The 13,615-nt window shown below is 56.0% G+C and carries 11 protein-coding genes; 7 read left to right on the forward strand and 4 right to left on the reverse strand.

Going from position 1 to position 13,615, the window contains the following annotated elements; all coding sequences use genetic code 11:
• Positions 1–39: 39 nt before the first annotated feature.
• The 4 genes from DFK18_RS06135 to dnaE all read right to left on the reverse strand — a co-directional run bounded on the left by DFK18_RS06135 (position 40) and on the right by dnaE (position 6,817).
• Positions 40–873 carry a WYL domain-containing protein gene (locus DFK18_RS06135; RefSeq protein WP_114417356.1) on the reverse strand — a complete coding sequence of 278 codons (834 nt, stop codon included), beginning with the start codon at positions 871–873 and terminating at the stop codon, positions 40–42.
• A 37-nt stretch (positions 874–910) separates the two neighbouring features.
• Positions 911–2,209, reverse strand: coding sequence for a tRNA lysidine(34) synthetase TilS (tilS, locus tag DFK18_RS06140; RefSeq protein WP_114417357.1), 1,299 nt, complete (start codon positions 2,207–2,209; stop codon positions 911–913).
• 7 nt (positions 2,210–2,216) lie between these two features.
• Positions 2,217–3,182: an acetyl-CoA carboxylase carboxyl transferase subunit alpha gene (accA, locus tag DFK18_RS06145; RefSeq protein ID WP_114417358.1), complete on the reverse strand. Its 966-nt coding sequence runs from the start codon at positions 3,180–3,182 to the stop codon at positions 2,217–2,219.
• A gap of 80 nt (positions 3,183–3,262) precedes the next feature.
• A complete protein-coding gene (dnaE, locus tag DFK18_RS06150; protein ID WP_114417359.1) occupies positions 3,263–6,817 on the reverse strand; it encodes a DNA polymerase III subunit alpha in 3,555 nt (1,184 codons plus the stop codon).
• Positions 6,818–7,003: 186 nt separating this feature from the next.
• On the opposite strand from dnaE, the gene DFK18_RS06155 reads away from it, so the two are divergent.
• From DFK18_RS06155 to ubiE, 7 genes are all read left to right on the forward strand, one after another.
• Entirely contained in the window at positions 7,004–7,873 is an 870-nt protein-coding gene (locus DFK18_RS06155; protein WP_114417360.1) for a biosynthetic peptidoglycan transglycosylase, read from the forward strand.
• 82 nt (positions 7,874–7,955) lie between these two features.
• Complete coding sequence (gene argS, locus DFK18_RS06160) at positions 7,956–9,647, forward strand: arginine--tRNA ligase (RefSeq protein ID WP_114417361.1); 1,692 nt, start codon at positions 7,956–7,958, stop codon at positions 9,645–9,647.
• A 31-nt stretch (positions 9,648–9,678) separates the two neighbouring features.
• Positions 9,679–10,452, forward strand: a complete 774-nt coding sequence (locus tag DFK18_RS06165) for an SPOR domain-containing protein (protein ID WP_114417362.1) — start codon at positions 9,679–9,681, stop codon at positions 10,450–10,452.
• Positions 10,453–10,466: 14 nt separating this feature from the next.
• On the forward strand, positions 10,467–10,991 hold the full coding sequence (gene hslV / locus DFK18_RS06170) for an ATP-dependent protease subunit HslV (RefSeq protein WP_114417363.1): 525 nt from the start codon (positions 10,467–10,469) through the stop codon (positions 10,989–10,991).
• Positions 10,988–12,316: an ATP-dependent protease ATPase subunit HslU gene (gene hslU, locus DFK18_RS06175; protein WP_114417364.1), complete on the forward strand. Its 1,329-nt coding sequence runs from the start codon at positions 10,988–10,990 to the stop codon at positions 12,314–12,316. Before hslV ends, hslU begins: the two co-directional genes overlap by 4 nt.
• Before the next feature lie 9 nt (positions 12,317–12,325).
• Positions 12,326–12,718: a gamma-butyrobetaine hydroxylase family protein gene (locus DFK18_RS06180; protein ID WP_114417365.1), complete on the forward strand. Its 393-nt coding sequence runs from the start codon at positions 12,326–12,328 to the stop codon at positions 12,716–12,718.
• Between the two features lie 120 nt (positions 12,719–12,838).
• Complete coding sequence (ubiE, locus tag DFK18_RS06185; protein WP_114417366.1) at positions 12,839–13,606, forward strand: bifunctional demethylmenaquinone methyltransferase/2-methoxy-6-polyprenyl-1,4-benzoquinol methylase UbiE; 768 nt, start codon at positions 12,839–12,841, stop codon at positions 13,604–13,606.
• Positions 13,607–13,615 lie beyond the last annotated feature (9 nt).

Consider the following 13,615-nt stretch of genomic DNA (forward strand, 5'->3'; position numbering starts at 1 on the left):
TGAACCTCTCTTTGCTACAGGTCATCTTTCATATTGATTTCACCCAAATAGCCAGGGTTTGATGTCGTTTTTGTTGACGAGTACCAGTTGCTGGGCTTCAGGTTCACCTTCCAGGATGCGTGGGTGAATTTGCAGGTTTTTGAGCAGGTAGTTGGCGAGGCAGGCGCGGGTGGTGAGTTGCAGTTGCCCGTTTTCCATCAGGTACTCTTCTTCCAGTAGCCGTTTTTGTTTTGGGTTTAAACGAGGATCAGGCTGTAGGATCAGGGTGATTTGGGTGTTCCAGGCTACATCCTGATCTGGCGTGACGTGAGAGGTATCCAGCAGTTCGGGCTGACCGCTAAAGCGGCTGAGTACAAAGTCTTTAAAGATTTGGCTTTTTTCACACCAGGCGCGCAGGTGCCAGCGTTGACCGTTGTGTACAAAATGGTGGGGAACGATATTGCGGCCCTGGTCATCCGGGTTCGCCAATGAAAAGTAATCGACATCCAGGCGGCGGTTTTCGCGCAGGGCTTGAATCAGGGGGCGCAGGATTTGCGGGGTGATCCGTCTTCGTGGTTGTTGCAGGATTTCGTGAGCCAGATGGGGTGGTACTGGCTGGGGTTGGGGATGATTTAACCCCGTCGCCCAGTTGAGGTATTCGTGGGCATCCAGGTTGATTTGCAGAGGCTGAAAAGTTGAGGTGGGGTGGTAGGTTTGGCTGGCGGGGTCATAGGCAAGGTTGTCTGGATAGGCTGATATATAGCGCTTTAACAGCTGGCTGGCGTGTTGTCGGCTGACTTGCCAGTGTTCAGCCAGTTGGCTTGGCGTGATCTGGCCTGCCCACCAGGCCAGAAGTTCCAGTAACCAGTCGCGTTGGTCTTCCGTGTTGAGCATGGCTCATCTTCCCTGTTTCTTTAATACCTCTTTAACCTTACAAGGCTTCCCAGCCTTCGGCAATCAGTAGTGAACCCACGGCGATGAGTTCTTCTCCCTGCCAGATAAAGGGGAGTTGTTGGCGTTGCCAGGGGGGTAGGCCGCTTTCCTGAAGCAGGCGTTTGACGTCACGGCTGCCGCGCCTGGGTAGGCGGATTTTTTCTCCACCCTGGCGGGCGGTGACTCGAAGGGTTTTGGGAAGATTGTCAGAAGCTTGCTGGCGCAGCTGGAAGTCAAAGCATCCACAGGGGGTCTCAAGAGGTGAACGGTTATCCCAGTCAAGCTGCCAATTTGCGGGCAGGGGTGCGAAGGCTTTTTCAGGTTGGATAAACAGCTGATCTTGATGACGGCGGGCCTGGATACGTGCCTGGGAATCTCCCCAACTGAGTTGAGGCTGGGCATCCTGGCGAGCCTGCAGCAGTTTTTGCAGTTCTGCCCAGAGGTGTTTGCCGGGCGGCGTCAGGCCACGATCCAAAAGCCAGTGACGCAGAAGGTTGATCTGTCGGTATTTGGGCAGTTGCAGCAGTGCTTGAACCGGCAGAGCTGCGGATGTGGAAGGTTGCAGATGTTGTCGATCCAGTTCAGCCAGGTCACGGTTGAGCTGGTTGCTCTGGGTGGCCAGGCGAGCCACTTCGGCCAGGTTTTCCTCGCAGGCAGGGAAGCGCTCTTGTAGTAGCGGCAGTACTTGCAGGCGGATGAAGTTGCGATCAAAACGGTTGCTTTGGTTGCTGTCATCTTCCACCCATTGCAGTTGTTGCTCATGGGCAGCTAGTTCCAGATCTTCACGGCTGAGATGCAAAAAAGGGCGCAGCAGTTGGCCTCGGCCCAAGGGGCGTTGCCTTGGAATGCTGCTCAGGCCCAGGGTGCCTGCAGCTCTTAACAACCGTAATAGCAGGGTTTCTGCCTGATCCTTGCGATGATGGGCCTGCAGCAGGTATTCACCTTCCTGGAGTTGCTCGGCAAAGACCTGATAACGCGCTTGGCGGGCTCTGGCTTCGAGGCTGGAGCCAGGGTAGTCGTTGGGTTGAACCGGATGGATTGTCAGAGGTAACTGCTTTTGTTCACAACAACGGCGGCAAAAATCAGCCCAGGCGTCAGCCTGATCAGAGAGCTGGTGATTGATATGCAGGGCTCTGAGCTGCAGGTCGTTGGGGTTTTGCTGTTGTAGTTGCCAGGCGGCTTCCAAGAGTACGCGGGAGTCGAGGCCACCACTGAAGGCAATACAAATCTGGAGTGGCTTTGCAGCAGGCTCCAGTTGTTCCAGAGCCTGCTGCAGTTGCTGAACCGGAAGGTTCATAGAAGGCTTATTTGTTGAGGCTTTCCAGTGAGGAGTAGCTCATCAGGCGCTGGTAGCGGTGCTCCAGCAGGCCGTCGGTGTCCTTTTTGTCGAGCTTGTCCAGTGCCTGGAGCAGAGAGGCCTTGAGGCTTTCAACCATCTTCTCGGGGTTACGGTGTGCACCACCCAGAGGTTCGGGCACCAGGGTATCCACCAAGCCCAGCTCTTTCAGACGCGAGGCAGTCAGACCCATGGCATCGGCAGCATCAGAAGCCTTGCTGGCGCTTTTCCAGAGGATGGAGGCGCAGCCTTCAGGCGAGATGACCGAGTAGGTGGAATACTGCAGCATCATGAGTTCATCGCAAACACCGATGGCCAGAGCACCACCGGAGCCACCTTCACCAATGACGGTAGCAATGATGGGTGTTTCCAGGCGGGACATGGCCGCCAGGTTGAAGGCGATAGCTTCGGATTGGCCGCGCTCTTCAGCATCAATACCTGGGTAGGCGCCAGGGGTGTCGATGAAGGTCAGAATCGGCATCTTGAAGCGCTCGGCCATTTCCATCAGACGCAGGGCTTTACGGTAGCCTTCAGGACGAGGCATACCAAAGTTGCGCTTAACCTTTTCTTTAACGTCACGGCCTTTCTGGTGGCCGATCACCATCACGGGACGCCCGTCGATACGAGCCATGCCGCCGACGATGGCCGCATCATCGGAAAAGTGGCGATCACCGTGGAGTTCATCAAAATCATCAAACAGGAGATTGAGATAGTCCAGCGTATAAGGACGCATGGGATGGCGCGACAACTGGGATACCTGCCAGGAACTCAGGTTGGAAAAAATCTGCTCGGTCAGCTTGGTGCTTTTTTCCTGCAGGCGGGTGATCTCGTCTGTCAGGTTGACATCAGTATCATTGCCCACCAGGCGAAGTTCTTCGATCTTTGCTTCCAGGTCGGCAATGGGTTGTTCAAAATCAAGATAGTTAAGATTCATGATATCTACTGGTTTTGGGTGAGCGTAAGCAGGTAAAAATCTGCTGCTACTATAGTGGAAAAGCGCGCAAGACTCAAAAATTATGCCTTATAGAGTAGTCGAATTCTGTCCTTTCCGAAGTGGCGCATCAGCTCTTCCAGCAGGTGGTCATGCGGGATCACCTGCCAGTTTTCGGGAAAGCAAAGCTGGGCACTACCCACCTGACTGTGAAAAGCAATTTCCAGGTTGAGACCCTGTTCACTGACCCGATAGGGGGTCAGCGTGGTTTCCAGCTGATCAGCAAATCCTGGGGTGTATTGATTTTCATCCAGGCGGATTTCCACAGCGCGGGCATAGCGGCTGCGGGCATCGGCCATGGCAGTGATCTCCTTGCAACGCAGGGCCAGCCCGCCGGTAAAGCTGTCTTCTCGCACTTCGCCTTCGACGATCAGCAGGGTGTCCTTTTCCAGCAGATGCTGGTAACGATCAAAGGTTTCTCCCATGACCGCCACTTCGATTCGACCCGAGCGGTCATCCAGGGTTAAAAAGCCGAGGGTGTCGCCGCGTTTGTTTTTCATGGTGCGCAGCGCCACCACCAGGCCAGCAACCCGCTGACTCTCGCGGGAGGCCTGGAGTTTGGCAATCTTGCCCCCGACGAAGCGCTTTAATTCCTGCTCGTATTCATCGATGGGGTGGCCGGTCAGGTAGAGGCCCAGGGTTTCCTTTTCCCCGGCTAGGCGCTGTTTGTCGGTCCACTGCGGCAGGGCGCGATAGTCGGCATAGGGGTCGGTGGATTCAGCTTCGCTGGGTTGATCGCCGGCGAGGATTTCCCCAAAGAGGTCATCCATGCCGATATTGGCATTGTGTTTGGTTTGTTCGGCGGCCTTGAGGGCATCATCCAGCGCTGACATCAGCAGGTGGCGGCCATCAGCCAGTTGATCCAGGGCGCCACTGCGGATCAGGGCCTCGATACTGCGTTTATTGAGGCGTTTCATGTCGACCCGGGTGCAGAAATCAAAAAGGTCGCTGAAAGCGCCGCCTTCATTTCTGGCTTCAACCACGGCTTCAACCGGACCTTCACCCACGCCCTTGATTGCTCCCAGACCATAAACGATCTGGCCTTCCTTGTTGACGGTAAATCGCCAGCTGCCCTGGTTTACATCCGGCGGTGTGATGGTGAGTTGCATGGCACGGACTTCCTCGACCAGCATCACGACCTTGTCGGTGTTGTTCATCTCCGTGGAGAGAACCGCAGCCATGAAGGGGGCAGGGTAGTGGGCTTTGAGCCAGGCCGTCTGGTAGGAGACCAGACCATAGGCGGCCGAGTGGGATTTGTTAAAACCGTAACCGGCGAATTTTTCTACCAGATCAAAGATTTGCCCGGCCAGAGTGGCATCGATGCCGTTTTTCTGACTGCCTTCCAGAAAAATGGCCCGCATCTTCTGCATTTCTTCGGGTTTTTTCTTACCCATGGCCCGGCGCAGCATGTCCGCACCACCCAGGGTGAAACCGGCCATGACCTGGGCAATCTGCATGACCTGCTCCTGGTAGAGGATGATCCCGTAGGTGGGTTCCAGTACCGGTTGCAGCATCTCCAGTTGGTAATCCGGGTGGGGATAGGCCAGGGGGGCCTGACCGTGTTTACGCTGGATAAAGTCATCCACCATCCCGGATTGCAGGGGGCCGGGGCGGAAGAGGGCGACCAGGGCGATCATGTCTTCCAGGCTGTCCGGCTGAAGCTTTTTGATCAGCTCTTTCATGCCACGGGATTCCAGCTGGAAAACCGCGGTGGTCTCGGCACGTTTGAGCAGATCGAAGGTGAGCTTGTCATCCAGTGGGATCGTGGAGATATCCAGCGGCGGCTGGCCATCCAGGGCGCGCACCTTATCGACATCCTTGAGGGCCCAGTCGATGATGGTCAGGGTTCTGAGACCCAGAAAGTCAAATTTGACCAGACCGGCATCTTCCACGTCGTTTTTGTCGAATTGCACCACCAGACCGCTGCCGTCTTCTTCGGCAATCAGCGGGGCAAAGTCGGTCAGTTTGGTGGGCGCGATCACTACACCCCCGGCGTGCTTGCCGGTATTACGGGTGATGCCTTCGAGTTCGCGGGCCATGCTCCAGACTTCCAGGCCCTCCTGGTCGAGTTCTTCCAGATCCTGGTCGGTCAGCTCTCTTTCCTGGGAGGTCTGGTAGGCTTTTTCCAGCAGGCCCAGGTCTTCCACCTCTTCAGCGGCTTTTTCCAGGGTCATGCCCACTTCAAAAGGAATCATCTTCGACAGGCGATCACCCACGGCATAGGGTTTGCCCTGGGCTCGGGCGACATCACGAACCACCGCTTTGGCGGCCATGGTGCCGAAGGTGGCGATCTGGGATACCGCCGCATGGCCGTAAGTGTCGGCCACATATTCAATCACCCGGTCGCGACCATCCATGCAGAAGTCGATATCAAAGTCGGGCATGGAGACCCGCTCGGGGTTAAGGAAACGCTCGAACAGCAGGCTGTAGCCGATGGGGTCCAGGTCGGTGATTTCCAGGGAGTAGGCGACCAGCGAGCCTGCCCCCGAACCCCGCCCCGGGCCGACCGGAATCTGGTGGTTTTTGGCCCACTTGATGAAGTCCATAACGATCAAGAAGTAGCCGGGGAAACCCATGTCGAGGATGGTATCCAGCTCGAAATCCAGGCGTTTGCGATAGCGGGCCTCGATTTCAGCAAAATCCGGGCGCTGGGTATCAAAGAGTTTTTCCAGGCGGCGTGTCAGTCCTTCATGGGAGATCTGGCGGAAGAATTCATCCTGGGTCATGCCCTCGGGAATGGGGTACTCGGGCAGGAAGTATTCACCCAGGCGGATGTCGACATTGCAGCGCTTGGCGATTTCGACCGTGTTTTCTAGGGCTTCGGGCAGATCGCTGAACAGCTCCTGCATCTCTTCGGGGCTTTTCAGGTACTGCTCTTCGGAATAACGCTTTTCCCGGCGGGGGTCGTCCAGGGTGCGGCTGTCACCGATGCACACGCGGGTTTCATGGGCCCAGAAATCCTTGCGCTCCATAAAGCGAACGTCATTGGTGGCCACCAGCGGGCAATCCAGCTGCGCGGCCAACTCGACACTGGCGTGCAGGCAGTCTTCGTCGCCCGGGCGTCGGGTGCGCTGTACTTCCAGATAGAAGGCATCGGGGAAGACCTGCATCCAGTGTTGCAGGCGCTGGGCTGCCATCTCCTTGTGCCCGGCCAGTAATAGCTGGCCAACTTCACCTTCCTTGGCCCCGGACAGAGCCAGAAGCCCTGCTGCTTTTTCCTGCAACCACTGGGGGTGGATAAAGGCCTTTTCATCACGTTGACCTTCCAGCCAACCGCGTGACAGGAGTTCAGTCAGATTGCGGTAACCCAGGTTGTTCATGGCCAAGAGAGTCAGGCGGTAAGCCGGTGCGCCTTCCTCTTCCTGCACCCAGATGTCACTACCAATCAGCGGCTTGATCCCGGCACCCTGGGTAGCCTTGTAAAACTTCACCAGGGCAAAGAGATTGCTGTCATCCGTCAGGGCCAGGGCCGGGTAATGCAGGGCCTGGGCTTTCTTGATCAAGGGCTTGAGACGAACCAGGCCATCGACCAGAGAAAACTCCGAATGCAGGCGCAGATGGACAAAGGAAATGGACATGGGGCTCCGCTGGGTTGCGATCAATAAAGGGAAAGCATTTTAACAGTTTCTCTGTTGAAGTTGGTTGGTGGTCAGTGAATAATCGCAAGTGTTTTTAGATGACTACCAGCAAGCCTTCGCTGCCCTTGGTCAGCATAGAAAAGGGCCTGGCTGGTCAGGTAATCGCTGGTTTGAACAAGGATATCTATGCCCCCGGCTTCGAGGAAAAAGAAAGCAACCCGCAAAAAGAATCGCCATCCCCTGGTGGAGAAGCTGCTGGGCTGGTTGCTTTTGCCCTGGCAGTGGCTGAACCGCCTGGTTTACTGGTTGGGTTGGTTGAGTCTGGCGCTTATTCTGCTGTTGGGCAGTGGCATCTTTTTCTTCTTTTATACTCTACCCGGTGTGGCGGAGCAGTCTTTTGCCAATTTGCAGGCCCAGGCCGAACAGCGGGTCGAGGCGCGGCTGGAAGCACCGAATGCCCACTACCGCTGGACGCCTTTGCGACGGGTTAATCGGGATCTGCTCTATGCGGTGGTCATGGCCGAGGATGCTCGCTTTTTCGAACATCGCGGGCTGGATTATGATGCCCTGCTGGATGCGTTTATCACCAACTTGCGCCGCGGAGAAACAGCCTTTGGGGGAAGTACGCTGAGTCAGCAGACGGTCAAGAATCTGTTTTTGACCCCCCAACAAAGCTATTACCGCAAGCTGCGCGAGGCAGTGATCACCCGGCGTCTGGAAGCCAACTTCTCGAAAAACGAAATTCTTGAGCTCTATCTGAATGTGGCGGAATTCGGCCCGGATATCTATGGGGTGGATGCGGCCAGTCGCTATTACTTCGGTAAGCCGCCAGCGGCGATTAATGCCGCCGAAGGGGCTTATCTGGCGCTGATGCTGCCCAGTCCCCGGCGTTATCACTATTCCCTGTTTCAGAATCGCAACCTGACCTCGGGTTTGCAGCGCAAGTATCAGCGCATCCTGCGGGGGATGCGTTTGGCCAATTATATCTCCCGCGACCAGTACAACTACTATCTGCCGCTGATTCAGAGAAATGACTGGCCGCAACGCCGCCCTTGACGGGTGACTTTTGTCGGCCTTCCTTGGATAATGGCAGGCTTATTTTCACTAACCCGCAAATCTGCAAGGTCCGTTCAATTTCATGAAAGCCTTTATTACTTCCCAGTTAGATCAGCTTGTTTCCCAGCTTAAATCCGAAGCCTTGTTGCCCGAAGATTTTCAGCCCCGCATTCAGATCGATAACACCAAGGACAAGGCTCATGGTGATCTGGCCAGTAACCTGGCGCTGATGTCTGCCAAAAAGGCCGGAATGAATCCGCGCGAGCTGGCCGGACAAATTGTTGAGCGCCTCGAGGCTAATGGTGAGTTCATGCAGCAGGTCAGCAAGATGGAAATTGCCGGGCCGGGTTTTATCAACTTCTTTTTATCCACCAGTGCCCAGACGGCGGTCATCAAGGAAATCCTGGAGCAAAAGGCTGCTTTTGGCACCAGTAACCAGGGTCAGGGCGAAAAGGTGCAGGTGGAATTTGTTTCCGCTAATCCCACCGGCCCTTTGCATGTTGGTCATGGTCGCGGTGCAGCCGTGGGCGATTGTCTCTGTCGTCTGCTGGAAGCCACCGGTTGGTCGGTAACCCGTGAATTCTATTACAACGATGCCGGTGCCCAGATATCCAATCTGGCCCTGTCGGTTCAGGCTCGAGCCAAGGGGCTGACACCCGAAGATGCCGGCTGGCCCGAAGATGGCTACCGCGGCGAATACATCCAGGAGGTTGCGCGCGCCTATCTGAACGGGGAAACCGTCACCGCCGATGACCAGGAAGTAAAAGCCGCCGGGGATGCCGAGGATCTGGAAGCTATTCGTCGTTTTGCCGTGGCCTATCTGCGCCGTGAACAGGATCTGGATCTCAAGGCCTTTGGTGTGGCCTTTGATGTCTATTTTCTGGAATCCTCGCTCTATGCAGAAGGCAAAGTGGAAGAGGCCGTGCAACGTCTGATTGAGAAGGGTTACACCTATGAAGACGGTGGCGCTCTGTGGCTGAAGACCACCGAGTTTGGTGATGACAAGGATCGGGTCATGCGCAAAACCGATGGTGGCTACACCTATTTTGTGCCCGATGTTGCCTATCACCTGAACAAGTGGCAGCGGGGCTTTGGTAAGGTGATCAATGAGCAGGGTGCGGATCACCATTCCACCATTACCCGGGTTCGCGCGGGTCTGCAGGCGCTGGAGGTTGATATTCCCGAAGGCTGGCCCGATTATGTATTGCATCAGATGGTGACGGTGATGCGCAGCGGCGAAGAGGTGAAAATCTCCAAGCGTGCAGGCAGCTATGTCACCCTGAGGGATTTGATTGACGAGGTCGGTTGTGATGCGACTCGTTATTTCCTGGCGGCGCGGGCTGCGACTTCCCAGCTGACCTTTGATATTGATCTGGCGCGTTCCCAGACCAATGATAATCCCGTCTACTATATTCAGTATGCTCATGCACGCCTGTGCAGCGTGGCTCGCCAGGCACAAGAAAAGGGCATGAGCTGGACTTTGGCAACAACCGATTTGGACGCTCTGCAGAGTGAGCAGGAGCAGGCCTTGTTGAATCAGCTGGCACGCTTCCCGGAAGTGGTTTCTATCGCCGCCCGGGAACTGGAACCCCACCAGATTGCCCAATACCTGCGTGAACTGGCTGCTGCCATGCACTCCTGGTACAACGCCTGCCAGTTCCTGGTCGAGGATGAAAAGGTTCGTTCCGCGCGACTGGCTCTGGCGGCTGCAACGCGTCAGGTGCTGGCCAGCGGCTTGCAGCTCTTGGGTGTTTCTGCACCTGAATCCATGTAATCAAGAGGCCCCAGGGCCAGTGAGGTGAACCATGGCTCATGATTTTGCCAGTCGGCCGCGTAAGAAAAGCCCGACTGAAACCGCTGATGCCCGGGTTCGGGGGGCAACCCCCCGGTCCCCGGAAGCCGCTCAGCCGGAGTCTGTCGGCATCTGGTCGCGGCTGCCCGGTTGGGGCTGGTTGGCTATCGGTTTGATCGTGGGCGTGCTCTTGGGTCGGACTCTGGATTCCTCGCCCGAGCCCCAGGTTGCTGCGACTACCGAAGAGGCTGTGGCTGATCCGGTGGCCGAGGAAGCTGCTTCTGCGACCCGCGCCGAAAATTCGGCTAGTGGAGAGCATCAGCCCCGCTTTGATTTTTATACCCTCTTGCCGGAAAGCGAAGTCATTGCACCCAAGGTGGAAGCCTATGAATCCACCCCGCGGGATGCCACGGATCAACCCAAGTTTATGTTGCAGGTGGGGTCTTTCAGTCAGCCCCAGGATGCCATACGTCAGCAGCAGCGCATTACTCAGTTGGGCTTTGCCCAGGTCAGGATCAATACCGTGGAAACGCCGTCAGGCGATATCTGGCACCGGGTTCAGGCCGGTCCCTTCCAGGATCGCCGTAACCTGGCCCGGGCCCAGGATGATTTAGCGGCGGCGGGTATCGATTTTATGCTGCTGCGCTTGAGAGAAGAGCCTGAACAAGCTGCTCCGGCTCCCGCAGAAACCTCGCAAGCTCCGGCAGCAGCGGCAACCGAGACAACTGCTGAAGCTGACCCCGCAGCTCCGGCTGCAGTCAGCCCTCAGCAACCCGAGAACAATTAATTGAAGGAGACAGCATGACCACTATTGTTTGTGTGCGTCGTGATGATGAAGTCTATCTGGGCGGCGATGGTCAGGTTTCCCTGGGCAATACCGTGATGAAAGGCAATGCCCGCAAGGTGCGGCGTTTGTATCATGACAAGATCCTGGCCGGTTTTGCCGGGGGCACAGCCGATGCCTTTACCCTGTTTGAGCGTTTTGAAGGCCAATTGGAAAAACACCAGGGCCAGTTGGTTCGTGCTGCCGTGGAAATGGCCAAAGACTGGCGCACCGATCGGGCTCTGCGCAAGCTGGAAGCCATGCTGGTTGTAGCGGATGAAACCGCAACCCTGTGTATCAGCGGCACTGGCGATGTGGTCGAGCCGGAGCATGGTGTCCTGGCGATTGGCTCGGGCGGTAACTACGCTTTGGCAGCTGCCCGTGCCCTGCTGGAAAACACCGAAATGCCAGCAAGAGAAATCGTTGAGAAGAGTCTGCGTCTGGCGGGCGATATTTGTGTGTTCACCAATCACGACATGACCATAGAAGGCCTGAAAAAATGAGTAGTATGACCCCGCGTGAAATTGTCAGTGAGCTGGATCGTTTTATTATCGGTCAGGCCGAAGCCAAGCGTTCTGTTGCCCTGGCCCTGCGCAATCGCTGGCGTCGCATGCAGCTCGACCCGGACCTGCGCTCGGAAGTCACCCCCAAGAATATTCTCATGATCGGTCCTACCGGCGTGGGTAAAACCGAAATCGCCCGGCGTCTGGCCAAGCTGGCGCGTGCCCCCTTTATCAAGGTGGAAGCCACCAAATTTACCGAAGTGGGCTATGTCGGCCGGGATGTGGAAACCATCATCCGTGATCTGGCTGAATCAGCCGTGAAGATGCTGCGTGAAGAGGCGATCAAGAAAAACCGCCACCGTGCTGAAGATGCGGCTGAAGAAAGAATTCTCGATGCCCTGTTACCCCCGGCGCGCGACAGCAACAACCAGCCCCTGCACGAAAACGAGGAATCCTCCACCCGCCAGCTGTTTCGCAAGAAACTGCGTGAAGGCCAGCTGGATGACAAGGAAATCGATATCGAAGTGGCTGGTCCTCAGGTGGGCGTGGAAATCATGAGCCCGCCCGGCATGGAGGAAATGACTCAGCAGCTGCAGAGCATGTTCTCCAACATGGGCCAGGAAAAGCGCAAAACCCGCAAGCTGAAAATCCGTGATGCCCTGCGTATCGTACGTGATGAAGAAGCGGCCCGCTTGATCAATGAAGAAGAAATCAAGCGCGAAGCGGTGGATCTGGTCGAACAGAATGGCATCGTCTTTCTGGATGAGCTGGATAAAGTCTGCAAGCGGGGTGAAAACACCAGTAGCGATGTTTCCCGTGAAGGGGTCCAGCGGGATCTGCTGCCCTTGATTGAAGGCAGCACCGTGACCACCAAATACGGCATGATCAAGACGGATCACATTCTCTTTATCGCTTCCGGTGCCTTCCATCTGGCCAAGCCTTCAGACCTGATTCCCGAACTCCAGGGTCGCCTGCCCATTCGTGTTGAACTCAAGGCCCTGACGCCGGAAGATTTCCGCCGTATTCTGACCGAGCCGGATGCTTCTCTGACTCGTCAGGCCACGGCCTTAATGGGTACTGAAGGGGTGGATCTCAGCTTTACCGATGACGGCATAGATCGTCTGGCGGAAATTGCCTTTCAGGTCAACGAAAATACCGACAACATCGGTGCGCGGCGTTTGCATACGGTCATGGAGCGTCTGCTGGAAGAAGCCAGTTACAATGCCGACAGTCTGAGTGAGAAGCTGGTGGTGGATGCCGCCTATGTTGATCAACAACTGGGAGAGCTGGCACAGGATCAGGACCTGTCCCGCTATATTCTCTAGGAGTTCGCCATGCAAGAGGCCGCCCCTCAACCCAGCAAGATTAACTACAGCAAGAGTCGGGCTTGCCTGGAACTGAGCTATGCCAGTGGTGAGTTTTTTGAACTCTCTGCCGAGCTGCTGAGGGTGCTGTCACCCTCGGCCGAGGTGCAGGGCCATGGCCAGCCGCGTCTGCAGACGGGCAAAAAGGAGGTGCGTATCTGGAAGATCGAACCGGTCGGCCGCTACGCCCTCAAGCTGTCTTTTGATGATGGCCATGATTCCGGGTTGTTTACCTGGGACTACCTCTGGCATCTGGGTTGCAACAAGGAAAAACTCTGGCAGGACTACCTGGATCAGTTGCAAGCCGCAGGAGAAAGCCGCCAGCCCAAATTGATTCCCCTGGCGGTGGATGCAGGACGGTAAGTGAATTTTTAATGAGCGGCAGGGTAGGGGCCTGGCAGGAAAGCCTGCTCCCCCTGATCCGTTGGCACCTGGCTCCTTAGCGATACAGGTGATTTGCACAACAGTTTTCAGGACACAGACATGAGCCAAGAAACAAACGATCAGCAAAAAAAGACGACTGATTTTGGTTATCAGGAAGTTCCCTACGAGGAGAAGCAAAAGCGGGTGGCCGGTGTTTTTGACTCGGTAGCGGCCAAATACGACCTGATGAATGATCTCATGTCCATGGGGATTCACCGTCTCTGGAAGAAGTTCACCATTGAGCTTTCCGGTGTACGCAAGGGCCATCGAGTCTTGGATATTGCGGGCGGTACCGGTGACCTGACCCAGCAGTTTTCGCGTCTGGTGGGGCCGGAAGGCGAGGTTTATCTGGCCGATATCAATGCCTCCATGCTCAAGGTGGGGCGGGATCGCCTGCTGGATAAGGGCTATGCTGGCAACATTCGTTTTGTGCAGGCCAATGCCGAAAGCCTGCCCTTCCCCGATAACCACTTCGATGTCATTACCATTGCCTTTGGTCTGCGCAATGTCACTGATAAAAGCCGCGCCCTCAAGGATATGGCCCGAATTCTCAAACCGGGTGGCCGCTTGCTGGTGCTGGAATTTTCCAAGCCCACCAATGCGCTCATGAGCAAGGTTTACGATGCCTATTCCTTTACTGCGCTGCCCTTCATGGGCAAGCTCTTTGCCGGTGACAGTGATTCTTACCGCTATCTGGCCGAATCCATCCGCATGCATCCGGATCAGGAAACTCTCAAGGGAATGATGGAAGAAGCGGGTCTCAGTGAAGTGGAGTACCACAACATGACGTCAGGTGTTGTGGCCTTACACCGGGGCATCAAGCTGTAATCACTGCTT

This window comes from Marinospirillum perlucidum (assembly GCF_003336805.1).
GTDB classification, from domain to species: Bacteria; Pseudomonadota; Gammaproteobacteria; order Pseudomonadales; family Halomonadaceae; genus Marinospirillum; species Marinospirillum perlucidum.

Excerpts from the sequence above, each read along its gene's own strand:
- hslU (WP_114417364.1), top strand. The coding sequence starts at position 10,988 with ATGAGTAGTATGACCCCGCGTGAAATTGTCAGTGAGCTGGATCGTTTT.
- hslV (WP_114417363.1), top strand. The coding sequence starts at position 10,467 with ATGACCACTATTGTTTGTGTGCGTCGTGATGATGAAGTCTATCTGGGC.
- tilS (WP_114417357.1), bottom strand. The coding sequence starts at position 2,209 with ATGAACCTTCCGGTTCAGCAACTGCAGCAGGCTCTGGAACAACTGGAG.
- DFK18_RS06135 (WP_114417356.1), bottom strand. The coding sequence starts at position 873 with ATGCTCAACACGGAAGACCAACGCGACTGGTTACTGGAACTTCTGGCC.
- DFK18_RS06155 (WP_114417360.1), top strand. The coding sequence starts at position 7,004 with ATGCCCCCGGCTTCGAGGAAAAAGAAAGCAACCCGCAAAAAGAATCGC.
- DFK18_RS06180 (WP_114417365.1), top strand. The coding sequence starts at position 12,326 with ATGCAAGAGGCCGCCCCTCAACCCAGCAAGATTAACTACAGCAAGAGT.
- dnaE (WP_114417359.1), bottom strand. The coding sequence starts at position 6,817 with ATGTCCATTTCCTTTGTCCATCTGCGCCTGCATTCGGAGTTTTCTCTG.
- accA (WP_114417358.1), bottom strand. The coding sequence starts at position 3,182 with ATGAATCTTAACTATCTTGATTTTGAACAACCCATTGCCGACCTGGAA.
- DFK18_RS06165 (WP_114417362.1), top strand. The coding sequence starts at position 9,679 with ATGGCTCATGATTTTGCCAGTCGGCCGCGTAAGAAAAGCCCGACTGAA.
- ubiE (WP_114417366.1), top strand. The coding sequence starts at position 12,839 with ATGAGCCAAGAAACAAACGATCAGCAAAAAAAGACGACTGATTTTGGT.
- argS (WP_114417361.1), top strand. The coding sequence starts at position 7,956 with ATGAAAGCCTTTATTACTTCCCAGTTAGATCAGCTTGTTTCCCAGCTT.